Genomic DNA, 25718 nt, shown 5'->3' with positions numbered 1-25718 from the left:
ACCGAAAAAATTATTTCACGTACTGAGTCACGCCCGTCATGCCTCTCTGGCCCAAATAAGGACGAATATTGCCTTTCAGGGCGATCTTGACCCGATAGTTCAGCTTATTGTCGGCCAGATTCAACGCATCGCGGATCGGGCCTTCGGGCAACTCTACGGCGATCACCTCGCTGGCTTTCTTGGCCGTGCGCTTGTCGGAGAGCAGAATATTGGTCTTGACCGAAACGGTCTGGGCGTACTGGGCGTTCTCCTCCACGCTCGTGCCGTCGACCACGCCGACGATATAACCGGTGATCCACACGTCGCTCTCCTCCTGCGGAAGGCCCTTGACCGCCGTGATATTGTACGGGTGCTGGGCCGTACCGTCCCCGTTAAGCGGAATCACCTCGATCGTGAACATCAAAGGAGCATAGGGAGGTATCTCGGTGGTGGTGGAGGTCCCGGCCTGACCGGTGCTGCCGTAGCCGTACGTAGAAGTGAAAAGGGCTTCGGCCGTCTCCCCGTACCTCATTCCCTTGATGGCCTCATAGAAGCCGCGGACTACCGACGTATCCTCCGACTTGAGCGACACCACGAGCGAGTCGTACTTGGACGAGCTGCTGTTATCGTAGATGTGGTACTTGCGCGCCGTATCGGCGATATTCGTGTCGAAGACGAATCCGTCCATAAAACGCCCCACATAGTAGACGTAAGCTATCGAGTCGTCCTTGACCGTCGCGGTATCGAGCCCCGTGCGGAGCGACCGGCGGTAAAGCCCCGTCTTCAGCGTGTCGGCTATGGTCTGTCCCCAGTTACGGGACGCATACTGAGCCACTTCGTTGCTCTCGTCCCGAAGCGGGTCCGAAATGATCTTCTTCAGCTCCAGATCCATGATGATAGGCGTCTGGGCCGGAACGCTCGATACCTGCCCCTGATACCCTCCGGTAAACGACCGGCCGTAGTTGCCGTAAGCGAGCGTGTAGGGAACGTACACCCGGACGCGATCCCCCTCGTTCATCGTACCCACGGCGTCGTACACGCCCTGAGGCAGGTCGCCGTCCTCGTAGAACTGAATCATCTGGGGCACATAGTGCGTAAAGTACTCGAAAGTACCCTGCTCGACGGCTACCGCGCTGTCGCGCGTGACGAACACGTCGCCGTCGACCATGATCCGGCCGGTATAGTTCAGCTGTATCCAGTCGTACTCGACCGGGGGCTTGATTACTCCCGAGGCGGAGTGCAGTTTCTTGATGTAAATGCCCGAAGGCTGCTTCTCCGCGCCGTCGCCGTACAGGCCCACCCATGCGTCGAAAGCGGCCATCTGCTTCTCGCCCAGATTATCCGAAGGCTCCTTGGCACAGGAAGCGGCCACGATCGCGACGATCGACACGGCCCATGCAATGCGAACTGCTTTATTCATTCTTAATCACTTTTTCGATATAGACAAACCATCTCGTCGCCTGATCGCCGTCCACGACGCCCGTATTCCCGCTGCCGTAAGCCAGATCCGAGGTGACGAACAACTGAAGCGAGTCGCTCTCGCGGGCGCCTTGCAACCCGTAAGTAAGTCCCCGGATCATCGGCGTCGCTCCGAGCACGACCCGCTGAGGTTCGAAGCTCCAATACTCCGTATTCAGCACGGTATCTCCTTCGACCAACGAACGGATATTCGTATAATAGGGCACTTCCGTCGCGCTCACCGAGCCCGAAAAGAGATAAGCGGCGAAATCGAAAACGACCGAGTCACCGTAGGCGATCTGCGGTTCGCTCTCGTACTCCGGCCGGTCGGCGTTGATCGTGTAGCGGTATACGCCCGAGGCTTCGGCATACTCCCAGCCTCTCGAATCGAGAAAGCTCTCGATCGCGGACCGTTGCGAGGTCACGGCATCGTCTTCCTTGGCGCAGGCGAGCGCAAGAGATCCGGCCGAGATCAGCACTATTTGAGTAAACCGCTTCAATATCCCCGTTTTAGCGTACAAATCTACATTTTTTTTCATCCAAAACCAAACGAACCCGCGCGCTTGCCTATTAAACTGCGAATAATCAAAAATATTGCCCCGGGCACGAAAATCCCACGAAAAAAGCCGGGCTTGCCGCCCGGCTTTCGTACGATACCGACTTTCCCCGGCAACTACGATTTGCTGAGGAAATATTTCTGCGATTTGAGCAGATTCCGGCTTTGCAGCACCATCGTCTTGGTTTCGTTGATGATCGTCAGGTAGAGTATGCTGCTTCGCGTGGTCGAAGCCTTGGCCTTCACGCGCTTGATCTGGCTCTTGATCGCCGCGGCCAGCGTATCGAACAGCTCGTCCCTCAGGCGCAGAATCTCGTCGAGCTGCTCGAAACGGTTCGTCCGAAGCATCTCGTTGATTTTCGTATAGATCGTGCTGACCTGCTCGTTGACCCTCTTCAGATCCTCCAACTGATCGACGCGGAATCCCTCGTGGTTGTTGTTGATATGGTCGAAGCTCGGCCGCGTGATGTGGACCAGCGCCTTGGCGACCTCGTCGAGATAATCGACGATCTGCACATAATAATGCCCCGTCTCGACATAATTCTCCTGCAACTCGAGCAGCGTCGGAAGCACCTCGTGCTTGCGCTCGTGAGCCGCCTGATAAAGGGCTTCCGATTCGCGCACCATCTGCTTGAGCAGTTTGCGGTCTTCGTTGAACAAGCCGATCAGCGTCTGATTGTAAATCGTCGTCACCTTGCTCATCGTGTCCGTTACCTCGCGGATGCAGCGGTCGACGATCGATCCCTCGTCCGAGAGCGCCTTCATTTCGGCCTCCTTGGCAGCGTCCTTCTTCAGCTTGCGGTTATGGAGCACGGTGCTCTCGAACAGCAGGTAGGCGCACAGCACGGTCAGCACGACCAGCGCGATCGTACCGCCCCAAACCAGAGCCGCCGCTACGACGAACGCGATCGTAAAGGCGACCAGAGCCGTGAAAAACCAACCCGCGATCACCGTCAGCACGCCTGTAATCCGATATACGGCGCTTTCGCGGCCCCAAGCCCGGTCGGACAGCGAGCTGCCCATCGCGACCATGAATGTCACATAGGTCGTCGAGAGCGGCAACTGCAACGAAGTAGCCGACGAGATCAGAATCGAGGCCACCGTCAGATTGACCGTCGCCCGGATCAGGTCGAACGGAGCCTTGTCCTTGCGGTTGAGCACCGGCACGAATCGGCTGGCGACGAAACGCTGGATGCGGTCGGGCGTGTATTTCTCGTAGTTCCTATTGACATTCAGCGCGCTGCGAACGATCGCGCGTGAAATGGAAGTCGAACCGAACCGCTCGACGCCGACGTCCTGACGTGCCAGGTTGATTTCCGTATCGGAAACCGCGCGGGCTTTCTTGGAAAACCACAGCGTGACGACCATAACGAGTCCCGAGAGGAACAGAATCAGCATATTAGCGACAACCGGATCGTTCAGGCTGCCCATCAGCATCGAGCTGTCGCCGGTCGTCTTCGCCACGTCGTAAGCGTCCACTCCGGCTACGAAAACGCCGATGAAGTTCACCAGGTCGTTACCCGCGAAGGCAAGCGCGAGCGAAAAGGTCCCGGCCAACACGGTCAATCGCAGTATATTGATTTTCAGAAGACTCAGCAACGACATCAGCAGACTCCAGCCTGCTACCATAGCTGCCAGCATAGCCAGCGTATGGTGTTCCATCCACGCCATCGCATGCGCGGGAATGACCGAAGTGCCTTTGAGCCCTTTGAAGACGGCGAAATAGGAAATAGCCGTCAGCGCGATCCCGCACCATAGCGCGCCGACGGTGCGCAGCTTCTTCTGGTAGCGGAAAGAGAAGATAAGCCGGGTAATGTACATGACGACCGTTCCGCACACGAAAGCGATCGCCACCGAGATCAGGATTCCACCGATGATCGCCATCGCATTGCCCGTGTTGATCATGTCGGCCATCGAGGCCGGATCGCCGTCGGGCATCGTCACGACCGAGCCGCTCGAGAGCTTGAATACGCAGATGCCTACCGCCGCGCCCAGCAGACCGAACACGAGCGAAACGGTCGTCGACGTCGGCATGCCCAGCGTATTGAACAGGTCGAGCAGAATCACGTTCGTGAACATCACCGCCAGAAACAGCAGCATCACCTCGGCGAACGTGAACATCTGCGGATGGAACACGCCGCTGCGCGCGACCTCCATCATACCGCTGGAGGTAATGGCCCCGACGATGATGCCGACCGACGCGACGGTCATGATCACATAGCGGGGCGCCGCCTTGGAGCCTAAGGCCGAATTGAGAAAATTCACCGCGTCGTTGGAAACACCGACGACCAGCCCGGCCACGGCCAGAACCAGCATGATGACAACGATGGCAAGATACAGATCCATACGATTTCGATTTAAATGCATTTCGGGGTCATGCGAAAAACCCTTGTCCCGGCCCTCTCTTCCGGCCGTCATACCGGTCATTTCCCGTACCTTAGCGGCCTGTCCCTTTCAAATTCGGCAACAAAAATAGAACAAAATGGCATAAACTTGCAACAATCGGGTCAAATTTACCCGCGCGACGCATCCGACAAAGTTCCTTACAGGCGCTTGAGCGCTTGTCTCACGAGCTCCTCGACCGTAGCCGCAGGCATCTCTTTCCGCAGCGCGCGGAGCACCTTCTCGCTGGCCTGCCGGGCAAAACCGAGCATCGTCAGGGCCGAAAGCGCCTCGTCGAACGTTCCGTCGGCCGCCTGCCGCAGCGGCAGCGCCTCGTTCGCCGGGCAGACGGCTCCGATCTTGTCCCTCAGCTCGACGATGATCTTTTGGGCCGTTTTGATACCGAGTCCTTTGACGCTCTTGAGCACGTCGGCCTGTCCGGCGGCGATAATCGTCCGTACCTCGTCGGCCGTGAAGGCGGAAAGAATCATGCGGGCCGTATTGCCTCCGACGCCCGACACGCCCAGCAGCGCCCGAAAAATGTCGCGCTCTTCCCGGCTGAAAAAGCCGTAAAGCACCTGCGCATCCTCGCGCACGACGAAATGCGTGTACAGCCGGACCTCGGCCCGATCGCCTATCTGCGAAAAAGTCTGCAGCGATATGTTCAGCCAATAGCCTATACCTCCGGCCTCCAGAACGGCCGCCGTCGGCGAGAGCGTCTCGACCCGACCCGTTACGTACTCATACATAATCCTTTCCTATTTTAAGGCAAAATTAGTCAAACAAAAGGAAATATTTATATATTTGCACAACAATAAACCGGGAACGGCCGTGCGCCGGCCTTTCGGCAGCGGAAACGGCGGCGTCCCGGAGATTTCAACAAACCACAACAACCGAACATGAAAAGAATCTTGATCGCCGTATCAGCCGCACTTCTTCTGGCTGCCTGCAACAACAAAAACAGCGCCTCGACGGCAGGCGGGGCCGTAACCGGAGCCGACAGCAGCCAATCGGCCGTCGCAGCGGGCGGAGACATAGCCTATTTCAACATCGACTCGCTCGTCAGCCGATACGACATGTACATCGACCTGAGGGCCGCCTACGAGCAGAAGGCCAAAAAGGCCGATACGGAGCTGACTTCCAAGGGCCGCAGTCTCGAGAACGACGTGCGCGACTATCAGGACAAGATACAGAAAGGGCTGGTAACCCGCTCTCAGGCCCAGTCGATCGAGGAGAATCTGAACAAGAAACAGCAGAGCTTCATGCAGCACCGCGACCAAGTGATGTCCGAACTGGCCGAGGAAGAACAGGTGATGCTGAACCGTATCCATTACAGCATTACCGAGTACCTCAAAGAGTTCAACAGCGACTACCGCTACAAGATGATCCTCAGCTCGAGCACGACGGGCCCGGTGCTGAACGCCGATCCGTCGCTGGATCTGACTCAGATCATCCTCGAGGGACTCAACAAAAAGTACGCGGCCGAAAAGCCCGAGGAAACGCCCAAAAGCGTAACGGGCAAGTAGCGGCTACGGTTCCCTGCGGAGGGTCCGAACCGAAAGGGACCGTCCGCTGCCGGTCCGAACCATTCTGCGCGCGGCAGGTCTTTGGAGACTTGCCGCGCTTTTCATTCCCATATATTTCTCTCCATACCGAACCGTCTCCCCGAACACCCGGGAAACGGGAAACCGCCGGAGCGACCGGACCGCCGAGGAGACCTCCTCGTTTCCGACCGGCATGTCCGTAACGGCAAAGTCCGAGAATCCGTCGTCCTGCCGCAAGTACCGTACACAACCGGATATTTCTCCCGGTCGAACAAACAGGAAATATCCGGCACGCGAAGGACGCTCCGGTCGGCTCCGGCACTTCCCTGCCCGTATTTTCGTTTTGATGAAAAAAATCCTTTACTTTGCATGAAACTATCTCGGGAAAGATATGCGTCTGCATAAATTCAAGCTGTACGTCAAGGTGACGGTCCGGAGACTCAGCAACCCGGTCTTCTTCATGCTGCTGGCCCTATCGCTTTGCCTGTGGTATATCACCAAGCTCAGCTATGTCTACACGACGGACATCCAAATTCCGGTCCGCATCGACAGTACGCTCTACTCGGTCCGATGCAACGTCGAAGGGGTAGGCTATCAGATTCTCAAGCACAAGATCGCGCCCCGGCGCAACGGCGTGGATATCTCGTCGGACAATGTGGCCGTCACGCCGTCGGCGCGTCAGGCCGGCGTTTACGACATCGCGCCCTTCACGCTTCAGAACATCATCTCCTCCCACATATCCGACCTGAAAATCCTTTCGGTCGAGTCGCCCGTCGAGATCGAATTTCCTCAGCAAGAGCATGATTAAGATCGGCATAACCGGAGGGATAGGCAGCGGGAAAAGCACCGTGTGCCGCGCATTCGCGCAGTTGGGCGTACCCGTCTACGACTCCGACTCCCGGGCGCGCCGGCTGATGAACGAGGACGTCGCCCTGAAAGCCGCTGTAAGCGGGTTGTTCGGCGACGGAGCGTACGACGCCGACGGACTGAACCGGAAATACGTGGCCGGACGCATTTTCTCGGACGGGACGCTGCGCGAGCGCCTCAATGCCGTCGTACACCCTGCCGTAGCCGAGGACTTCGCCCGCTGGGCCGAACGCCAGCAAGGGCCCTACGTAATCGAGGAGGCCGCTATTCTGTTCGAGAGCGGCGCTTACCAGCAGATGGACAAGGTCGTGACGGTCACGGCTCCCGAGTCCGAGCGGATCCGCCGTACCTGCCTGCGCGACGGCGTCGTCCCGGAAGCGGTCCGCGCGCGCATGGCCGCCCAGATCGACGAGGCCGAACGGATCGCCCGCGCCGATTACGTGATCCGCTCCGGCGACGAGGAACCCGTCCTGCCGAAAATTCTGGAACTGCACGGGATATTCTGCCGGCTGCGCTGACTAAACGCCCCGGCACCCGCCCGCAGAGAGCGGTCCCGAAACTAACGAAAGCACCTTATGAAACTGACCGTAGGAAAACATAGCATCGACCTGAGCCGTCCCGTCGTAATGACGATCATCAACGCGACGCCCGACTCATTCTACGAGGGCAGCCGCACGCCCCGGGCCGACGATGTCGCGCGCAGGGCGGAGCGGGCAGTCGCCGACGGCGCGGCCATTCTCGACGTGGGCGGCTATTCGTCCCGGCCGGGCGCCGACGACGTGACGCCCGACGAGGAACTGCGCCGCGTCACGCTCGCATTGGAAACGATCCGCCGCCGATGTCCCGACACGCCCGTATCGATCGATACGTTCCGTTCCGAAGTAGCCGAAGGCGCGATCGAACGCTTCGGGCCGTGCATAGTCAACGACATAACGGCCGGAACGGCGGACCCGGCGATCGCCGCCGTCGCGGCGAGGCACGGCGTCCCGCTGATCGCGATGCACATGCGCGGCACGCCGCAGACGATGCAGACGATGACCCGCTACGACGATCTGACCGGGGAAGTGCTCGCCTACTTCGTCGAAAAGATCGGCTGGCTGCGCGGCGAGGGCGTGACGCAGATCGTGCTCGACCCGGGCTTCGGCTTTTCGAAAACCGTGGAGCAGAACTTCCGCCTGCTGGGCGAAATGCACCGGCTGGGCGAACTGGGCTATCCGGTTCTGGCCGGCATATCCCGCAAGTCGATGATATACAAGACGCTCGACACGACGCCGGACGACGCCCTCGCAGGCACGACGGCGCTGCACTGGGAATGCCTGCGTCAGGGCGCATCGATCCTGCGCGTGCACGACACGCGCGAGGCGGCGCAAATCGTCGCGCTGTACGAACGGTACGAACAATCCAATGACCGATAGCATGATACGAACCAAGGAGATACGCAAGAGTTTCGGCACGCTCGAAGTGCTCAAGGGAATCGACCTGCTCGTCGAACGGGGCGAGGTCGTCTCGATCGTCGGCCCGAGCGGTGCAGGCAAGACGACGCTGCTGCAAATTCTGGGCACGCTGAGCCGCCCGAACTCGGGCGAGATCGAGATCGACGGAGAGGCGGTGCACGCCCTTTCGGACCGGCAGCTCTCGCGCTTCCGCAATACGAAAATCGGCTTCGTTTTCCAGTTCCACCATCTGCTGCCCGAGTTCACGGCGCTGGAAAACGTCTGCATACCGGGTTATATAGGCGGCCGCGACCGGCGCGAGGTCGAGAAGCGCGCGGCCGAGCTGCTCGAAATGCTCGGTATGGAGCACCGCTCGTCGCACAAGCCGGCCGAGCTGTCGGGAGGCGAGCAGCAGCGGGTGGCCATTGCCCGCGCGCTGATCAACTCCCCGGCCGTGCTGCTGGCCGACGAGCCGTCGGGCAACCTCGACACGAAAAACAGGGAGGAGATTCACCGGCTGTTCTTCACGCTGCGGGACACGCTGGGCCAGACCGTCGTCATCGTGACGCACGACGGACAGCTGGCCGCCATGTCGGACCGAAAGATCGAAATGGTCGACGGACAGATCGTCCGTTGACGGCAAGCCCTCCCCGGATATGATACCCGAACCGATCCGCGAGCTGCTCGACGAGCTGTACGAGCGCTACGACACGCCCGGATTCATCGAAGACGACCCGATCTCCGTCCCGCACGGCTTCACGCGCCGGGAGGATATCGAGATCGCCGGCTTCCTCGCCGCGACGATAGCCTGGGGCAACCGCCGCTCGATCGTCCGCAACGGACGGAAACTGATGGAGCTGATGGACCGCTCCCCTTACGACTTCACGATGAACGCATCGAGGAACGAGCTGCTGCCGCTGCTCGACTTCGTCCACAGAACATTCAACGGGGGCGACTGCATCGATTTTATCGGCGCCTTGCGCGGCATCTGCCTGCGCGACGGCTCGCTGGGCGGCTATTTCGAGCGGGAATACGCCGAAACGGGCGACCTGCGGACCGTGCTGTCGCGCTTCCGCACGGCTTTCTGGAGCGCGGATCACCGCCCGAGAGCCGAGAAGCACCTCTCGTCGATCGACCGGGGCGCCTCGTGCAAGCGTTTGTGCATGTATCTCAAATGGATGGTTCGCGACGACGGACGGGGCGTAGACTTCGGACTGTGGAAGTCGATTCCCCCGGCAGCGCTCTATCTGCCGCTCGACGTGCATACGGGCCATATGGGCCGCGCACTCGGACTGCTCGCCCGAAAGCAGAACGACTGGAAGGCCGTCGAGGAGATCACCGCCTCGCTCCGGACGCTCGACGCTTCCGATCCGGTCAGGTACGACTTCGCGCTGTTCGGCGCCGGGATAGACGGATTCCTGAAATAGAATCGCTCCGGAAAGCGTTCCTTCCGCTCGTCCGAAACGACCGGATCGGGCGATCCGCCGACTGCGAGGCCTGCCTTTCGTCGCGGGGGATCTTCCTCGGAACAGACAAGCAGCAGGTCGTCCTATTCGCCAGACCATTCTCGCCCCGCAAGGAACATTCCGAAGGTCCCGAAACAGGATTTCCTCAGCTACCGGGTCGCGCGACCCGGTAGCCGAGGCTTTCCGCATCATTTGACGGACCGCGCTCCCCTCCGAGACATGGCAAACCCACCCCCCTTTCTCTGTAATGATACCCCTCTACCCCTGACGGTCGGATATGGAAAGAGGTATAACGTCGTCCTTGTACGCCCCGACGGCAGCATCTTCCGAAATCGGGACAGCCGGCCGGCAGAGAAAAACCGATACCGGTCCGCATTTCTCCCGAAATCCGACGAACCCGCTTTCCCTTTTCCGCAACGATGCCTTCTGACCCTCAACCCGCCGAACACGGGAACGAGAGACAACGCCGGTCCTTGCACGTCCCCACGGTAGGAACTTCTAAAATCGCGACAGCCGACCGGCGGCGAAAAAACCGGAAGACGGACCGTGCCGGCAACCGCGAATCGATCCGGATACGTCCGGAGCCGTCCGCAGAAATTTTCAGAAAGCCTTTTGAATTGACGGGAGAACTCCGTTACTTTGCCCCGTCAGAAACATCAGGAGGGCCGACAAGTGGTAGAATACCTGAACCATGTGGTATTGCAACAGTTCAAAAACTGGATGCTGCCGATCGCCATGATCGTCGGCGGCGTTTTCCACTCGTTTTTCGCATCGCTGGCCTTTCTGACTCCCTACCTGATTTTCCTGATGCTGCTGGTTCCCTACTGCAAGCTGTCGCTCGGCGAGCTGCGCATCGCTCCGCTCCATGTCCGACTGCTGCTCGTCCAGATCGCCGGCGGACTGGGTCTCTACCTCGCGCTCGCCCCGATCGACCCGCTGCTGGCTCAGGGCACTTTCATCTGCGTGCTGGCCCCGACCGCCACGTCGGCGGCCGTGGTAACGGGCATGCTGGGCGGCAGCGTCGCGTCGCTGGCGACCTACTGCCTGCTGAGCAACATGGTCGTCGCGCTGATCTCCCCGGTCGTCTTCTCGTTCGTCGGCTCGCAGGTCTCGCTGCCTCTCTTCGACTCGCTGCTGCGCATCGGACGGCAGATGATTCCGCTACTGATCCTGCCGTTCGTCGCCGCACTGGCCCTGCAACGCTTCTGGCCTCGGGCGCACCGGGCACTGAGGCAAAGGCAGTCGATCTCGTTCTACCTGTGGGCCGTATCGCTGACGATCGTCATGGGCAACACGACTTCGTTCCTGATCCGTCAGGACTCCTCCCGGTACGGAGACGAGCTGCTGCTGGCCGGCGCCTCGCTCGTCGCATGCGTATGCCAATTCGTTATCGGACGCCGCATCGGACGCAAATACGACCTGAAAATCTCCGGCGCACAGGGACTGGGACAGAAAAACACCGTGCTGGCGATCTGGATGGCGCAAACCTACCTGCTGCCGATCGCCTCGGTCGGCCCGGCCGCCTACGTCGTGTGGCAGAACGTCATCAACAGCTGGCAACTGTGGAAGAAAAGAAGGAGCGAGGCCGAGCAGCAAATCTGAAGCCCTCGATACGCTCGTTCTCCGGCCCCGGTCCAGACAGGAAAATTCTCTCATAAATGTACTCACAGGGACATCTCCGCACAAACCGGCGAGTCGTGTTTCCGAATGTTCCGGCTACCGCAGCCGCATATCTCGGACCTAAAGCAACGGCCAACTCCCTCCCGCAAAGAAAAAGGGCGAGACATAGCTTTAGGGATACGGCCAGCCGAAACATAAGAAAACGGACATTCGCAACTGTCATTTCCAGCCTCCGTACTCCATGGCATACAGGTCGAATCCCTCGGCCCAATAATCCTTTTTCACCTCCTTGAGCACGAAGCCCTGCTTCCGGTAGAATCCGAAAGCCAGTTGCGAGGTTCTGACCGTGATCCTCCGGATGCCGCCGAGCGATCCGAGCTTTTCGATCCGGAACCTGAGCAACCGGGTTCCCAGCGATCGGCCCTGATACTCGGGATGCAGGATATCCCAACTGATTTTTCCCGTCGTTCGCTCGTCCGCCAGGTTGATTCCGCCGCAACCGACGATCTTTCCGTCGAAAAGCAGGACGTAGAACCACTCCCTCTCGCAGTCGAGATACCGGCTCAGGTCGGCCTCCTCCTCCGGCGCGAAATACTCGGGCGTATTGGCCCGGATCAGGCTCAAGACGGCTTCCTTATCGGCCGGCTCGTATTCCCGGATCACTATATGACGATCCATTCCCCCCATAACCGATTTCGACAATATAAACAAGATTCGCTAATTATATACTCCATAGTACCTATGTCGGTTCCGGTTGCCACGACTTCGAATCGATCTGTCGAGACTCCGTTTGGACAGGGTCCGCCCGAACCGGACGGCATACATACAAGGTCCGGTCGTAGTCGGTACATAAAACACATAATCGTCGCAAGATTGGCCGCCTGCATTCCGGCACATCCCTTCTCGGCATATCACCGCGGTTTCCGCCGTCCCGCTCCCGCCGGTTTCGGACCCGCAAGCCTGCGTGCAAGCCGAAGCCCGCGCGGAAAACGAAAGACCGGGCGTCACAGCCTCGACATCCGGTAATAGACTCCCAGCGGAAGCGACTTGCCGAAAGGATCGGAGAAGTAGAGCTCGCCGAACTGCTCCGAAGAGCACTCGCCGACGAGCTGCCGGACCGCCGTCCGGGCCAGCAGTGCGGAGAGTCCCATCGAGTAAAGGTTCAGCACGAGGAAGCTGCCCCGCGCGGAGAGCAACTCGCCGCAGAGGCTCAGCATCTCGTTGATATGCTCCTCGAGAACCCATTTCTCGCCGGCCGCTCCCCGGCCGTAAGCCGGCGGATCGAGCACGATGCCGTCGTAGCGGCGGCCCCGCCTCGCTTCGCGGCGGACGAACTTCAGCGCATCCTCCACGATCCACCGGATTCCGTCCATGCCCGAAGCCTCCATATTCTCCCGGGCCCAACTCACCACCGGTTTGACCGAATCGACGTGCGTTACGTCGGCACCGGCCGCCCGGGCGGCCAGCGACGCTCCGCCCGTATAGGCGAACAGGTTCAGCACGCGCGCTCCGGCGCCCAGCCGGCGGACTTCGCGGAAAATGAACTCCCAGTTCTCGGCCTGCTCGGGGAAAAGCCCCACATGCTTGAACGAGGTAAGCCCCATGCGGAATTTCAGGCTCATTCCTCCTCCGTATTCCACAAACCAACGGTCGGGCATGCCCGCGCGAAGCGTCCACTCGCCTCGCTCGCCGCTGCGGCCGTCACGACGGAACACGGCGTCGGCCCGTGCCCTCCACTCGTCCTCGCTGAGCGAGCGGTCCCAAACGGCCTGAGGCTCGGGGCGCGCGAGGACGTAGCGTCCGAAACGCTCGAGTTTCTCGAAACGGCCGCTGTCCAGCAGCTCGTAGTCCTTCCAGCCGGAAGCGGACAACAGCTCGGACCGCATTCCGTCCCCGGACGGAGTCTTATCGCTTTCCATAATCCTTGATTGCTATGCTTCGTTTCACTTCATAAAACATTTCGGGCCTTTCCCGTTCCGAGGGACCGAAGCGAAGCTATGGCCGACTTTCCGAGACTTTCCCCCCGAAACGACCCGTCCGGATCAAACCGTCCTCTGCCGCCATGCCTCGGGTCGTCCTGCGCGAGACCCTGCGCCCCGATCATCGCCGGGACCGTCCGGGCTTCCGCTCCCTTCGGGCACCTTCTTCCCGCGCCGGCTCTCCGCGCTCGCCCCGATATACGACGCTCATTTCGCAGCGGGCGCAATCGAACAGCAGCTCGTACACATGCCGCCCGGACGCCAGAAAAAGGCGTCCCCGATAGGCCGGGTTCTTCCGGAGGCACTGCCCCGTCTCCCGTCTCAGGCAATAGCGCGTCCGCATGACGCGGCAACCCTCGGGAATCGGGCCCGCGTCGAACCCCGGCTCGATCCGACGCACACCGTGCTCGCGGTAGAAGCCGGCGGCCAGCGAATTGACGACGTTTTCCTCGGCGGAAAGCTCCGTATCCGGGAAAAGAGCCCGAAGATTCTCCTCCCGGCGGGACCGGCGGACATAACATGCCGCCCGCCCGGCATCGAGCCGCGAAAGCGCCTCGCGCCTCAGCTCGTTCAGCAAAGAAACGGGCACGAAGCGAGGCATGTCCCAGCGCACCTCGATCCGGCATACTTCATAGCTCGTGTCGCCGGTCTTGGCCGTCTGCGCCCGGACCGTCCGTTCGGCCCGCAACGGATCGAGCGCTTCGTCGAAACGGCCATCGCGCGAGGCCGTCGCCTGCGACGAACCGTCCGAGAACGTCACCGATATCCGGTTCCGAGTCGCTTCGACGGCCGCCTCGACAGGCAGCGTCCGACGGGAACGGCTGCGCTCCAGCGCCCCCGAAAAACGACGGTCGTAATTGCGGAAAATCGCCGTCCCGCACCCGATTCCGTCCATGCGGTTCGGATAGACGCGGCCGTCCTCCGTCCGGTTGACATAGGTCCCCCTCAACTCGCCCGTCTCGTCCGCGAAACAGATGCCGTCGCCGGGGGCAAGCGCGATCTTTCCGCTCATCCCGAACCACTCCCGACCCGCCGAGACGACCGTCCCGACCGCCTCGCCGAGCGACTTGGGCGTATCGAGCGAAGCGACCCCGGCCGCCGGTCCGTCCAGGAAATAATGCGTCGAGCCGCGCGAGAAGCTCTTGGCGGGATCGGGCTCGAAATCGAGCGCGACGCTCCCCTGCGAGGCCCGTTTCAAATCCGGCCGCCGGAAGAATATTTCATCCAGCCGGCTACGGTACCATCCCACGACGTTGCGCACATAGGCCATATCCTTCAGCCGCCCCTCGATCTTGAAGGAGCCGACTCCGGCGTCGATCATCTCCTCGAGCCGGTCCGATAGGTTCAGATCGCGTACCGAAAGCCAGTGCCGGGCCCGCCCCTGCGAACGCATCCGGCCGTCGAGCAGTTCGTACGGCAGCCGGCACGCCTGCGAGCAATCGCCCCGGTTGCCGCTGCGGGGCCCCATCGAACGGCTCATGAAGCAGCGGCCGCTGTAGCAAACGCAGATCGCCCCATGCACGAACGCTTCGATCTCGAGGCCGGGCGCGGCCCCGGCGATCCGCCGCATTTCGTCGAGCGAGGCCGCCCGTTCCACGATCAGCCTCGTAAAGCCCGCCTCGTACCAGAAGCGGGCGCGGACCGGGTCCATATTGAACATCTGCGTCGAGGCGTGCAACTCGATCGGAGGCAGATCCATACGCAGAAAAGCGGCATCCTGCACGATCAGCGCGTCGGCTCCGGCCCTGTACATGTCGCGGGCGATCCGCTCGGCCTCGGACAGCTCGCTCTCGTAGACGAGCGTGTTCATCGTGACGAAGACCTTGGCCCCGAAACGGTGGGCGTAATCGCACAGCCGGCCGATCTCGTCGACCGGCACGGCCGCGCCGGCCCGCGCGCCGAAAGCCGGCGCGCCGACATACAGCGCATCGGCTCCGCAGTCGATCGCGGCGCATCCGTGAGCGTAGTCCTTGGCCGGAGCCAGCAGCTCGACGATTTTTCCCGTGCCCATGGCGCAAAGTTAGCAAACAATCGTCAATTCCGCGTCCCGTCGTCCGGACGGAACGCCGCCCGACTCATGGAAAACATCCGACGCGAAAAACGGCGCCGGGAAAAAACCGGCACAGACCGGGCATGCAGACCACGCCGAAATCCGCAATGCGCCGGCCCCGGTCATTTCACGGCACGCATCGCGGAAAGAAACGGCACAATTTTTCTATCTTTGCAAAACTCCCGTTCGGCATGTCCGAACCGAATCTGCACCGCACTTATGAAAAGAGGATCATTCGCGAGCCGCTTCGGCACGATCGCCGCCGTCGGAGGCTCGGTTATCGGACTGGGCAACATCTGGCGCTTCCCGTACGTGGCCGGCGAGAACGGCGGGGCGGCCTTCATTTTGATCTATCTGACGATCAGCTTTCTGATTTCCATTCCGATCATGCTGTCGGAATTCAGTCTGGGCCGTTCGACCAAACGCAACTCGATGCGCGCGTTCAGCAAACTGGCCCCGGGCACGAAATGGAAATGGGTGGGCTACATGGGCATTCTCTGCGCTTTCATCATTCTGTCGTTCTACTGCGTGATCGCCGGCTGGTCGCTCGAGTTTCTCAAGGAATCGGTGCTGAACCGCTTCCACGATCGCACGCCCGAGCAGGTGGCGGCGGCGTTCGACGGCTTCGTCGCCAGCGGCTGGCGACCGATCGCATGGACGCTCGTATTCATCGCGGCTTCGGCTTTCATCGTCTACTCGGGAATCGAAAAGGGAATCGAACGGTACAATAAAATCCTGATGCCGATGCTGTTTCTGCTGTTGTTCGGCATGGCTCTCAATGCGCTGACGCTCGACGGCGCGCGCCAGGGGATCGACTTTCTGCTGAAGCCCGACTTCAGCAAGATCACCGGAACGACCGTACTGGAAGCCCTCGGACAATCCTTCTTCTCGATGAGCCTCGGCATGGGCTGCATGATCACTTACGGCTCCTATCTGCGCAAGAACGAGAATATGTTCCGCATCGGGGCGATGGTCTCGCTGTCGGACATTACGGTGGCCGTCCTTTCGGGACTGGCCATTTTCCCCGCCGTCTTCTCATTCGGCATCTCGCCCACCTCGGGTCCGGAGCTGGTTTTTTTGACGCTGCCGAACGTTTTCGCCCGGATGAGCGGGGGCTATGTGATCTCGGTCGTATTTTTCGTCCTGCTGTTCTTGGCCGCAATCACCTCGTCGGTCTCGCTGCTCGAAGTCATCATCGCCTACCTGTCGGAAGAAATGCGCATCACGCGGTCGAAAGCCATCGTCTGCACGGCCTGTACCGTAGCCGCGACCGGATCGCTCAGCGCGCTGTCGATGATGCCCGGTTCGGTCCTGACTATCGGAGGAAAAAATCTGTTCGATCTGTGCGACAGCCTGTCGTCGAACCTGATGATGCCGCTGGGCGGTCTGTTCATCGTGCTGTTCGCAGGCTGGGTGCTATCGCCCCGAAAGCTGCGCGACGAAATGACCAGCGGACTGAAATACGGGACCCGCGTCTTCCCGGTCGTCCGGTTCCTGATCCGGTTCGTCATCCCCGTAGTGATCGGTATCCTGTTCGCCAGCCGGATCGGGCTGCTGTTCTAAAGGAGCCGGCCCGTCAGCGGATGCGGCGCCGGAACTCGGCCGCTACGACCGCCGTGGCCATCGCCACGTTCAGCGACTCGGACGTGGGCGCCGCTCCCGGATAGGGCGGTATGAAAAGGCGCCGGGTCACGCAGCGGGCCGTCCCGGAGGAGATGCCGTTTCCTTCGCTGCCCATCACGACGATGCCGCCGGCGGAAAGCCCGGCCCGGTAAATATCCTCCCCCTCCAGAAACGTCCCGTACACAGGCGTTCCCCGCTCCGCCGCACGGGTAAGGAACGGTTCCAGCGCCGTATAGTGCACCCGCACGCGGGCAATGGCCCCCATCGTAGCCTGAACGGCTTTCGGTCCGAAACAATCGGCGGTGTTTTCCGAGCAGACGATGTCGCGAATGCCGAACCAGTCGGCCAGCCGGACGATCGTTCCCAGATTGCCGGGGTCCTGCACTCCGTCGAGCGCGAGCGCCAGATCGTCCGTCCCCGTGCCGGCAGACAACCGATAGCGGGGCAGCTCGACCAGAGCCAGCACCGGCGTCGGCGTCTTCAGCGCGCTGATTCGCTCCATCTCCTTGGGCGACACGTGTTCGGTATCGACGCTCCCCGCCTCGCTCCGGTCTTCCTCGCCGCAACGGAAAATCTTGCGCACGCGGAATTCCGAGGCGAGCATCTCGCCTACGAGCTTCTCCCCCTCGGCCACGAACAGGCCGGAAGCGGCACGCTCCTTTTTCGAGGAGAGCGAGCGCACGAAGGCTATTTCGGACTTGATCACGGCAATCGGATTATCCCGCCCCGAACGCCGGTGCGGTCCGACAAAGATAGACAAGACGGACCGAATCCCCAAACCGCCGGTCGGCTCCGATACCCGGATACGAAAACGCATGCCGCTTTCCGACCATAGGGCATCGCACCGGAAACGTTTCCCCGCAGGAAACAAGTCTCGGGCATGCCGAATCTCGCCCCCAACTCCTACCGCAAGGTCCCGACGGATACGACGGACCCGCGCGGCATACCGGCGACGATCCCCGAAAACTTTCCCGCGCCGGCTTGCACAATCGAAAATCTATCCGTACCTTTGCGACTCAGAAACTATTCTGAGCCAGAAGACAGTTTCAGCAAGGGAAGACAATCCATAACTTACTGATAGATAATGTCTGACAAAAAAAACGCCCGTCTGATCCTCGAGGACGGCACTCAATTCGAAGGGTACTCCTTCGGCGCCGAAACGTCCGTTTCGGGCGAAGTCGTCTTCAACACAGCCATGACCGGTTATCCCGAAAGCCTGACCGACCCGTCGTACAGCGGTCAGATCCTCGTGTCGACCTATCCGCTGATCGGCAACTACGGAGTTCCGCAGTTTACGGAGCAGGACGGTTTGCTGCGCTTTTTCGAATCGGACCGTATCCACATCCGCGCTCTGGTCGTCTCCGACTATTCGTTCGAGCACAGCCACTGGAACGCGAGCGAAAGCCTCGGACAGTGGCTCAAGGACAACGGCGTGCCGGGCATTTGGGGCGTGGACACGCGCCGGATCACGAAGATCATCCGCGAGCGGGGCGTCATGCTCGGCAAGCTCGTGATCGAAGGCTCGCCCGAGCCCGCGGAGTTCGTCGATCCGAACAAGGAGAACCTGGCGGCGCTCGTCAGCACGAAACAGGTCGAAACGTACGGGAACGGGAAGTACCGGATCGTACTGGTCGACTGCGGCTGCAAATACAACATCGTGCGCTGCCTGACGAAGCGGAACGCGACGGTGATCCGCGTGCCTTGGGACTACGACTTCACGCAGATCGACTACGACGGCGTGATGCTGTCGAACGGCCCCGGCGACCCGCAGCAGTGCGGGGCGACGATCGCCAACATCCGCAAGGCGATCGCGCTGGGCAAGCCGATCTTCGGCATCTGTCTGGGCAACCAATTGTTGTCGATCGCGGCCGGAGCGACGACCTTCAAGCTCAAGTACGGTCATCGGAGCCACAACCAGCCGGCGCTGATGGTGGGCACGGACCGGGCCGTCATCACGTCCCAGAACCACGGCTTCGCCGTCGATACGACGACGCTCGACGAGGGCTGGGAGCCTTACTTCGTGAACCTCAACGACGGGACGAGCGAAGGCATCCGGCACCGGACGAAGCCGTTTTTCTCCGTACAGTTCCACCCCGAGGCTTCGGGCGGTCCGGTCGATACCGAATTCCTGTTTGACGACTTTATCCAAAACATCGAGAAATGCAGAAAATAAACAAGGTAGAGAAAGTGATCCTGCTCGGGTCGGGAGCGCTTAAGATCGGCGAGGCCGGGGAATTCGACTACTCGGGCTCTCAAGCGCTCAAGGCGCTCAAGGAGGAAGGCGTCTACACGGTGCTCATCAACCCGAACATCGCTACGATCCAAACTTCGGAGAACATCGCCGACAAGGTTTATTTCCTGCCCGTCACGCCCGAGTACGTCGAGAAGGTAATCGAGAAGGAGCGCCCGCAGGGCATCCTGCTCGCGTTCGGCGGCCAGACGGCCCTGAACTGCGGCGTACAGCTCTACCGCAGCGGCGTGCTCGAAAAATACGGCGTGCAGGTAATGGGCACGCCCGTACAGGCGATCATCGACACGGAGGACCGGGAGAAGTTCGTCGAGAAACTCGACGAGATCGACGTGAAGACGATCAAGAGCGAGGCCGTCACGTCGGTGGCCGAGGCCAAGCGCGTCGCGCACGAACTGGGCTACCCGATCATTATCCGCGCGGCCTATACGCTCGGCGGACTCGGGTCGGGCTTCTGCGACAACGACGAGGAGCTGGACGCGCTGGCGAACAAGGCGTTCTCGTACTCGCCGCAGATACTCGTCGAAAAGTCGCTCAAGGGCTGGAAGGAGGTCGAGTACGAGGTCGTGCGCGACCGCTACGACAACTGCATCACGGTCTGCAACATGGAGAACTTCGACCCGCTGGGCATCCACACCGGCGAGAGCATCGTCGTCGCCCCGTCGCAGACGCTGTCGAACTCCGAGTACCACAAGCTGCGCGAGCTGGCGATCAAGATCATCCGCCACATCGGCGTGATCGGCGAGTGCAACGTGCAGTACGCCCTCGACCCGAACTCGGAGGACTACCGCGTGATCGAAGTCAACGCGCGTCTGAGCCGCTCGTCGGCGCTGGCGTCCAAGGCCACCGGCTACCCGCTCGCGTTCATAGCCGCGAAGCTCGGCCTCGGCTACGGTCTGCACGAGCTGAAGAACAACGTGACCAAGAGCACGACGGCCTGCTTCGAGCCGGCGCTCGACTATATCGTCTGCAAGATACCGCGCTGGGACCTGGGCAAGTTCAAAGGCGTCTCGCGCGAGCTGGGATCGAGCATGAAGTCCGTCGGCGAGGTGATGGCCATCGGCCGTAACTTCGAGGAAGTGATCCAGAAGGGACTGCGGATGATCGGACAGGGCATGCACGGCTTCGTCGCGAACAAGGAGTTCGAGGTCGACGACATCGACGCCGCGCTCACCCATCCGACCGACAAGCGCATCTTCGTCATCGCGCACGCGCTGAAGAACGGGTACACCGTCGAGCGCATCCACGAGCTGACGAAGATCGACCGCTGGTTCCTCGAGAAGTTGCAGAACATCATCCGGATCGAGAACGAGCTGGAGCAGCACAACAACATCACCCATGTGCCCGACGAGCTGCTGCTCGAGGCCAAACAGCGCGGCTTCTCGGATTTCCAGCTCGCCCGCACGGTAGCCAAGAGCACGGCCAAGAGCATCGACGCCGACATGCTCGCGATCCGGAGCTACCGCAAAATGCGCGGCATCACGCCCTACGTCAAGCAGATCGACACGCTGGCGGCCGAGTACCCGGCCATGACGAACTACCTGTACGTCACCTACAGCGCCTCGGCGCACGACATCGACTTTCCGCACGACAACCGCTCGGTCATCGTGCTCGGGTCGGGAGCCTACCGCATCGGAAGTTCGGTCGAGTTCGACTGGTGCAGCGTCAGCGCGCTGAACACGATCCGCCAGCAGGGACTTCGCTCGGTGATGATCAACTACAATCCCGAGACGGTCTCGACCGACTACGACATCTGCGACCGGCTCTACTTCGACGAGCTGACGCTCGAGCGGGTGCTGGACATCACCGATCTGGAGATTCCGCGAGGCGTGATCGTCTCGACCGGCGGACAAATACCCAATAACCTGGCCATGCGCCTTCAGTCGCAGCACGTGCCGATTCTGGGCACCTCGGCCACCGACATCGACCATGCCGAGGACCGGCACAAGTTCTCGGCCATGCTCGACGAGATCGGCGTCGACCAGCCCCGCTGGCGGGAACTCACGACGATGGACGATATCTACCGTTTCGTCGACGAGGTGGGATTCCCCGTGCTGATCCGTCCGAGCTACGTACTCTCGGGCGCGGCGATGAACGTCGTGTCGAACCGCTCCGAGCTGGAGCACTTCCTGACGCTGGCGACCAACGTGTCGAAACAGTATCCGGTCGTCGTCACGGAGTTTATCGAGAACGCCAAGGAGATCGAGATCGACGCGGTGGCCCGCGGCGGCGAGGTGTTGATCTACGCCATTTCCGAGCACGTTGAGTTCGCAGGCGTCCACTCGGGCGACGCGACGATGGTATTCCCGCCGCAGAAGATGTATGTCGAGACGATGCGGCGCATCAAGAAGATCGCCCGCGAGGTAGCCCGCATGCTCAACATATCGGGCCCGTTCAACATGCAGCTGATGGCCAAGGACAACGAGATCAAGGTCATCGAGTGCAACCTGCGCGCGTCGCGCAGCTTCCCGTTCGTGTCGAAGGTACTGAAGGTGAACTTCATCGACATAGCGACGAAGATCATGCTCGGCATCGAGCCCGACGTGCCGCACAAGTCGGCCTTCGAGCTCGACTACGTCGGCATCAAGGCGCCGCAGTTCTCGTTCTCGCGGCTGCAGAAGGCCGACCCGGTGCTGGGCGTCGAAATGGCGTCTACCGGCGAGGTGGGCTGCATCGGCGAGAACTTCCACGAGGCGATTCTCAAGTCGATGATGTCCGTAGGCTATGCGATCCCGAAGAAGAACATCCTGCTGTCGACCGGCGACTCGCGCTCGAAGATGGACATGCTGTCGGCCGCCAAAGCGCTTCAGGAGAAGGGCTACAACATCTTCGCGACCAAAGGCACGGCCCAGTTCTTGGAAACGAACGGCGTGCACGCGACGGTGCTCCACTGGCCCGACCAGAGCGAGCAGCCCAACACGCTGACCTACATCAAGGAGAAGAAGATCGATCTGGTGGTCAATATCCCGAAGAACCTGTCGAAGACCGAGCTCAGCAACGACTACACGATTCGCCGCAGCGCGATCGACTTCAACATTCCGCTCATCACGAACGCTCGACTGGCGAGCGCCTTTATCACGGCGTTCTGCAAGCTCGACAAGCAGGACATCAAGATCAAGAGCTGGAACGAATACTAACGGCCCGAAACCGGAACGAACGAGAATGCGCGGCAGAAAACTGTCGCGCATTCTCATGCGTATAATATCATAAACTCCGGACTACGGCGGTTAGAACCATGCCGCCGGACGGCCGAGTCGAAAGCCTCGGAAAATAAGGGGGAATTATTGCGGAGCGTCGCCCGCCATCTATCCGTAACTTTACAGCACGGTTTCCGCCGGCAGGCGGGAAACGCCTCCTCAGCAATCCGAAAGCAACGCAAGGGGTTCCGCCTGTATTCCGGCATTCCATCTTATTCATTGCCATTAGCGGCACCGCGATATCCGAGCAGGCCGCCGGCATTTTCATGGCAAGCTCGGAAAAAAAACACGGCGAATCGCTATCTTTGCCGCACAATCGCTTAGCTTATGCCCGTTACGCTACGACATACCCTGCCCGGCTGCTCGTTCGCACTGTGGCGGATCGACGAGGACACAGCCCGTCTCGCCCCGCTTTGTACCGGGCAGGAAAACGCATGGGCCGGGACGCTGGCTCCGGAGCGCCGTCGCCGCGAATGGCTCGCATGGCATGCCGCGCTGCACGAGGAAGCCCCTGCCGAGGAAACGTTCTATCGGCCGTCCGGAGCGCCGGCCCTGCGAAGCGGAAAGCACATCGCCGTCAGCCACGCCGGCGGATATGCCGCGCTGATGCTCTGCGACGTCCCGTGCGGACTCGACATCGAACGGGCGGACCGCGATTTCACGAAGACGGAGGAAAGGTTTCTCGCTCCGGACGAGCGGAAGTTGCTGGAATCCGCGGGCGGTCTGTCCGCCGGTATCGTCTGGTGCGCCAAGGAAGCGCTCTACAAATGGTCGGGACTCGGCGGACTCGACTGGCTCCGCGACATCCGCATCACGAAAATCGATCCGGTCCGGGAAACGCTCGAAGGAACGGCCGGAGGAAAGCGCATCGGGCTGAAAGTCATCCCGCACCCCGAGCTGCATATCGTCTTCTGCGCCGGATAGCCCTCGCGGCGAACCTCCGCAAAGCGGCACGCCCGTTTGGAGGTGTCCGTTTTTTCTTCTTACTTTGTCTCGGAGAAATCATTAACCCTAACCGAACATTTATGAATCGAATGTATGCAAAGGCACGCATCGGACTGCTCGCCCTCGTGGCGCTGTTCGTTCTGCTGCCTTCGGCCGGCAAAAGCCAGAGCCGGCAACGAATGGCCGTTCCCGAGGACATGGAGCGCTGGATCAAGACGGTTTTCGCCAAAGGACACGTTCCTCCCTTCTCGTTCGTCTACGACGGCAAGCCGTCGGCCCAGTTCATCCGCAAATGGAAATACTCGGCAAGCAAGGGAGCGAGCGACGAAGCGGGAACGATCAAATACCTGTTCACCTACACCGATCCCGTCACCGGTCTGAAAGTAGCCTGCCGTGTCACGGGCTTCGAGGAGTTCGGCGCCGTCGAGTGGATGCTGTACTTTACGAATACATCGCAGCGCAACTCCGCCATGCTGACCGACGTCAAGGTCACCGATTTCGGCATGGAGGCGGGAAAGGACGCTTCCTTCACGCTGCACCATGCCGTGGGAAGCAACGGCGGCCGCGACGACTTCTGGCCGCTGTCGACGCCGGTGGAAACGGACAAATCGGTTTATATCACCCCCGAAGGCGGACGCTCGTCGGACCATACCGGATTTCCGTTCATGAATCTCGAGGCATCGGACGGACGGGGCGCGATCGTCGCCGTCGGCTGGACCGGCAACTGGTACGTCGACGTATCGCAGCAGACGCCCGGCACCGCGACGCTGGCCTCGGGCATGAAGAACATGAACCTCTACCTGCTGCCGGACGAGACGATCCGCACGCCGCTCGTATGCATGCTGTTCTGGCAGGACGAAGACCGCATGGTCGGCCATAACACGTTCCGCCGTTTCATGCTCGCCCACCATTCGCCCAAACTGAACGGCCGCTTCGCCGAATATCCGTTCTCGGGCGGATACAGCTGGGGCGATCCCGCACCCTGCAACGAGTACTGCTGCCTGACAGAAGATTTCGCCCTCGCGCTGACCAAGCGCTACGCCCAGTTCGGCATCGTGCCCGAAGTCTTCTGGCTCGACGCCGGATGGTACAAGGGATGCGGCGGCCCCGACTTCACGGGGAAAAACTGGTATAACACGGTAGGCACATGGGAGGTGGACGAGAAGCGTTTCCCGAACGGACTGAAGCCGCTGTCGGAAGCCGCGCACGAAGCCGGCGCCAAGTTCATGGTATGGTTCGAACCCGAACGCGTCGCCGTAGGCAGCCGGATCGCGGAGGAACATCCCGAATGGCTGCTCAAGCGTTCGAACGATCCGAACAATCTGCTGTTCGATCTGGGCAACCCCGAAGCGCTCAACTGGATGTGCGAGCATATCGGCGACCTGATCGAGAAAAACGGCATCGACTATTATCGTCAGGACTTCAACATGCATATCAGCCCCTACTGGGCCGAAGCCGACGAGCCCGACCGGGTGGGCATCCACGAAATTCGGCACGTCGAGGGCCTGTACGCCTACTGGGACTATCTGCGCGAACGTTTCCCGGGCCTGCTGATCGACAACTGCGCGGGAGGCGGACGGCGTCTCGATCTGGAGACCATGTCGCGCAGCGCTCCGCTGTGGCGGACCGACTACAGCTACGGAGAAGTGAACGGCTATCAGTGCCATACCTACGGACTGAATTTCTACCTGCCGATTCACGGCACAGGTCTTTACAAGACCGATCCGTACAGCGTCCGCTCGGCTCTCGGCAGCGCCGCCGTGCTGAACTGGAAGCTCAACGTGCTCGAAGGCTCGATCGCCGACATGCAACAGATCATCGCCCAATACAAGGAGCTCCGGCCTTACTATTACGAGGATTACTATCCGCTGACGGGAACGGCCCGCGAGCTGACCTTCGACAATGCATGGCTCGCCTACCAGATGCACCGCCCGTCGGACCGGAGCGGCATCGTCGTCGCCTTCCGCCGCAAGGACAATCAGCAGGGCTCGATCCGCGTCCGGTTGCGGGGCGTCGATCCGGCGAAGACCTACCGAGTGCTGAACGACAACGACGGAACGGTCACGACCCGCTCGGGCGCGGAGCTGGCCGAGGGCATCGACCTGCAGATCGCCGAGGCGCCGGGCTCGTTGCTGCTGCGCTATTCGGAAGCAGGGGAATAAACCCGCATCCGCTCCGGGAATCGTAGGAGAGCCTTCTTTCCATAAAAGGCGGACGGAACGCGACGCCCTTCCCGAGCGGGGATACGGAGAATCCGAACGAAAAACCGAGCGATTGTCGGATATGCAAAAAGAGCGTTTTTTGTTAAATATCCGACAATCGCTTGGTTTTTTACTTTTTTACCCTACCTTTGTCACTGTCAGAAGTCGAA

The 25718-nt window shown here is 60.7% G+C and carries 20 protein-coding genes; 12 read left to right on the top strand and 8 right to left on the bottom strand.

The window, feature by feature from the left end:
• Nucleotides 1–10 precede the first annotated feature (10 nt).
• The 4 genes from NQ491_RS09755 to ruvA all read right to left on the bottom strand — a co-directional run bounded on the left by NQ491_RS09755 (nt 11) and on the right by ruvA (nt 5124).
• Entirely contained in the window at nt 11–1399 is a 1389-nt protein-coding gene (locus tag NQ491_RS09755; RefSeq protein ID WP_019245752.1) for a DUF6359 domain-containing protein, read from the bottom strand.
• Nucleotides 1392–1937 carry an FKBP-type peptidyl-prolyl cis-trans isomerase gene (locus NQ491_RS09750; RefSeq protein ID WP_157365665.1) on the bottom strand — a complete coding sequence of 182 codons (546 nt, stop codon included), beginning with the start codon at nt 1935–1937 and terminating at the stop codon, nt 1392–1394. The genes NQ491_RS09755 and NQ491_RS09750 overlap by 8 nt, the downstream gene beginning before the upstream one ends.
• A 173-nt stretch (nt 1938–2110) precedes the next feature.
• On the bottom strand, nt 2111–4339 hold the full coding sequence (locus tag NQ491_RS09745; protein WP_019245754.1) for an inorganic phosphate transporter: 2229 nt from the start codon (nt 4337–4339) through the stop codon (nt 2111–2113).
• Between the two features lie 197 nt (nt 4340–4536).
• Nucleotides 4537–5124, bottom strand: coding sequence for a Holliday junction branch migration protein RuvA (gene ruvA, locus NQ491_RS09740; RefSeq protein WP_019245755.1), 588 nt, complete (start codon nt 5122–5124; stop codon nt 4537–4539).
• A 150-nt stretch (nt 5125–5274) separates the two neighbouring features.
• Between ruvA and NQ491_RS09735 the strand changes: the two genes are divergently transcribed.
• The 7 genes from NQ491_RS09735 to NQ491_RS09705 all read left to right on the top strand — a co-directional run bounded on the left by NQ491_RS09735 (nt 5275) and on the right by NQ491_RS09705 (nt 11287).
• On the top strand, nt 5275–5901 hold the full coding sequence (locus tag NQ491_RS09735; RefSeq protein ID WP_019245756.1) for an OmpH/Skp family outer membrane protein: 627 nt from the start codon (nt 5275–5277) through the stop codon (nt 5899–5901).
• 409 nt (nt 5902–6310) lie between these two features.
• Nucleotides 6311–6727 carry a hypothetical protein gene (locus NQ491_RS09730; RefSeq protein ID WP_019245757.1) on the top strand — a complete coding sequence of 139 codons (417 nt, stop codon included), beginning with the start codon at nt 6311–6313 and terminating at the stop codon, nt 6725–6727.
• Nucleotides 6720–7304: a dephospho-CoA kinase gene (coaE, locus tag NQ491_RS09725; protein ID WP_019245758.1), complete on the top strand. Its 585-nt coding sequence runs from the start codon at nt 6720–6722 to the stop codon at nt 7302–7304. Before NQ491_RS09730 ends, coaE begins: the two co-directional genes overlap by 8 nt.
• A 57-nt stretch (nt 7305–7361) precedes the next feature.
• Complete coding sequence (folP, locus tag NQ491_RS09720; RefSeq protein ID WP_019245759.1) at nt 7362–8201, top strand: dihydropteroate synthase; 840 nt, start codon at nt 7362–7364, stop codon at nt 8199–8201.
• A gap of 1 nt (nt 8202) precedes the next feature.
• The gene (locus tag NQ491_RS09715; RefSeq protein WP_026089623.1) at nt 8203–8856 is read left to right on the top strand and encodes an ABC transporter ATP-binding protein; all 654 of its coding nucleotides are present in this window, start codon (nt 8203–8205) and stop codon (nt 8854–8856) included.
• Between the two features lie 19 nt (nt 8857–8875).
• Nucleotides 8876–9646, top strand: a complete 771-nt coding sequence (locus NQ491_RS09710; protein ID WP_019245761.1) for a TIGR02757 family protein — start codon at nt 8876–8878, stop codon at nt 9644–9646.
• 678 nt (nt 9647–10324) lie between these two features.
• Nucleotides 10325–11287: a bile acid:sodium symporter family protein gene (locus NQ491_RS09705; RefSeq protein ID WP_232423196.1), complete on the top strand. Its 963-nt coding sequence runs from the start codon at nt 10325–10327 to the stop codon at nt 11285–11287.
• A 237-nt stretch (nt 11288–11524) separates the two neighbouring features.
• Here NQ491_RS09705 and NQ491_RS09700 read toward each other — a convergent pair whose 3' ends face one another.
• From NQ491_RS09700 to NQ491_RS09690, 3 genes are all read right to left on the bottom strand, one after another.
• A complete protein-coding gene (locus tag NQ491_RS09700) occupies nt 11525–11983 on the bottom strand; it encodes a GNAT family N-acetyltransferase (protein WP_019245763.1) in 459 nt (152 codons plus the stop codon).
• A 326-nt stretch (nt 11984–12309) separates the two neighbouring features.
• Entirely contained in the window at nt 12310–13191 is an 882-nt protein-coding gene (locus NQ491_RS09695; RefSeq protein WP_026089624.1) for a class I SAM-dependent methyltransferase, read from the bottom strand.
• A 214-nt stretch (nt 13192–13405) separates the two neighbouring features.
• Entirely contained in the window at nt 13406–15295 is a 1890-nt protein-coding gene (locus tag NQ491_RS09690; RefSeq protein ID WP_019245765.1) for a peptidase U32 family protein, read from the bottom strand.
• Between the two features lie 258 nt (nt 15296–15553).
• Here NQ491_RS09690 and NQ491_RS09685 point away from each other — a divergent pair, with 258 nt between their 5' ends.
• Nucleotides 15554–16897 (top strand): sodium-dependent transporter, encoded by a 1344-nt coding sequence (locus tag NQ491_RS09685; protein ID WP_019245766.1) that lies wholly within the window; start codon nt 15554–15556, stop codon nt 16895–16897.
• Nucleotides 16898–16910: 13 nt separating this feature from the next.
• Here the strand turns inward: NQ491_RS09685 and NQ491_RS09680 are convergent, their stop codons facing one another.
• The gene (locus NQ491_RS09680; protein WP_026089625.1) at nt 16911–17663 is read right to left on the bottom strand and encodes a TrmH family RNA methyltransferase; all 753 of its coding nucleotides are present in this window, start codon (nt 17661–17663) and stop codon (nt 16911–16913) included.
• A gap of 378 nt (nt 17664–18041) precedes the next feature.
• Here NQ491_RS09680 and carA point away from each other — a divergent pair, with 378 nt between their 5' ends.
• The 4 genes from carA (at nt 18042) to NQ491_RS09660 (ending at nt 25509) form a co-directional block, all read left to right on the top strand.
• Nucleotides 18042–19130, top strand: coding sequence for a glutamine-hydrolyzing carbamoyl-phosphate synthase small subunit (gene carA / locus NQ491_RS09675; protein ID WP_019245768.1), 1089 nt, complete (start codon nt 18042–18044; stop codon nt 19128–19130).
• Nucleotides 19118–22342, top strand: a complete 3225-nt coding sequence (gene carB / locus NQ491_RS09670; protein WP_019245769.1) for a carbamoyl-phosphate synthase (glutamine-hydrolyzing) large subunit — start codon at nt 19118–19120, stop codon at nt 22340–22342. Before carA ends, carB begins: the two co-directional genes overlap by 13 nt.
• 387 nt (nt 22343–22729) lie before the next feature.
• Nucleotides 22730–23326 (top strand): 4'-phosphopantetheinyl transferase family protein, encoded by a 597-nt coding sequence (locus tag NQ491_RS09665; protein ID WP_019245770.1) that lies wholly within the window; start codon nt 22730–22732, stop codon nt 23324–23326.
• A 101-nt stretch (nt 23327–23427) separates the two neighbouring features.
• Nucleotides 23428–25509 (top strand): alpha-galactosidase, encoded by a 2082-nt coding sequence (locus NQ491_RS09660; protein ID WP_051012985.1) that lies wholly within the window; start codon nt 23428–23430, stop codon nt 25507–25509.
• Nucleotides 25510–25718 lie beyond the last annotated feature (209 nt).

Origin of the sequence: Alistipes ihumii AP11 (assembly GCF_025144665.1) — a bacterium.
Lineage (GTDB): Bacteria > Bacteroidota > Bacteroidia > Bacteroidales > Rikenellaceae > Alistipes_A > Alistipes_A ihumii.
Note: the sequence above shows the minus strand (reverse complement) of the source record. Positions and strands in the feature narration are given on the sequence as shown.

Excerpts from the sequence above, each read along its gene's own strand:
- folP (WP_019245759.1), top strand. The coding sequence starts at position 7,362 with ATGAAACTGACCGTAGGAAAACATAGCATCGACCTGAGCCGTCCCGTC.
- NQ491_RS09755 (WP_019245752.1), bottom strand. The coding sequence starts at position 1,399 with ATGAATAAAGCAGTTCGCATTGCATGGGCCGTGTCGATCGTCGCGATC.
- carA (WP_019245768.1), top strand. The coding sequence starts at position 18,042 with ATGTCTGACAAAAAAAACGCCCGTCTGATCCTCGAGGACGGCACTCAA.
- NQ491_RS09690 (WP_019245765.1), bottom strand. The coding sequence starts at position 15,295 with ATGGGCACGGGAAAAATCGTCGAGCTGCTGGCTCCGGCCAAGGACTAC.
- carB (WP_019245769.1), top strand. The coding sequence starts at position 19,118 with ATGCAGAAAATAAACAAGGTAGAGAAAGTGATCCTGCTCGGGTCGGGA.
- NQ491_RS09685 (WP_019245766.1), top strand. The coding sequence starts at position 15,554 with ATGAAAAGAGGATCATTCGCGAGCCGCTTCGGCACGATCGCCGCCGTC.
- NQ491_RS09665 (WP_019245770.1), top strand. The coding sequence starts at position 22,730 with ATGCCCGTTACGCTACGACATACCCTGCCCGGCTGCTCGTTCGCACTG.
- NQ491_RS09745 (WP_019245754.1), bottom strand. The coding sequence starts at position 4,339 with ATGGATCTGTATCTTGCCATCGTTGTCATCATGCTGGTTCTGGCCGTG.
- ruvA (WP_019245755.1), bottom strand. The coding sequence starts at position 5,124 with ATGTATGAGTACGTAACGGGTCGGGTCGAGACGCTCTCGCCGACGGCG.
- coaE (WP_019245758.1), top strand. The coding sequence starts at position 6,720 with ATGATTAAGATCGGCATAACCGGAGGGATAGGCAGCGGGAAAAGCACC.
- NQ491_RS09710 (WP_019245761.1), top strand. The coding sequence starts at position 8,876 with ATGATACCCGAACCGATCCGCGAGCTGCTCGACGAGCTGTACGAGCGC.
- NQ491_RS09730 (WP_019245757.1), top strand. The coding sequence starts at position 6,311 with ATGCGTCTGCATAAATTCAAGCTGTACGTCAAGGTGACGGTCCGGAGA.
- NQ491_RS09700 (WP_019245763.1), bottom strand. The coding sequence starts at position 11,983 with ATGGATCGTCATATAGTGATCCGGGAATACGAGCCGGCCGATAAGGAA.
- NQ491_RS09735 (WP_019245756.1), top strand. The coding sequence starts at position 5,275 with ATGAAAAGAATCTTGATCGCCGTATCAGCCGCACTTCTTCTGGCTGCC.
- NQ491_RS09715 (WP_026089623.1), top strand. The coding sequence starts at position 8,203 with ATGATACGAACCAAGGAGATACGCAAGAGTTTCGGCACGCTCGAAGTG.
- NQ491_RS09660 (WP_051012985.1), top strand. The coding sequence starts at position 23,428 with ATGAATCGAATGTATGCAAAGGCACGCATCGGACTGCTCGCCCTCGTG.
- NQ491_RS09695 (WP_026089624.1), bottom strand. The coding sequence starts at position 13,191 with ATGCGGTCCGAGCTGTTGTCCGCTTCCGGCTGGAAGGACTACGAGCTG.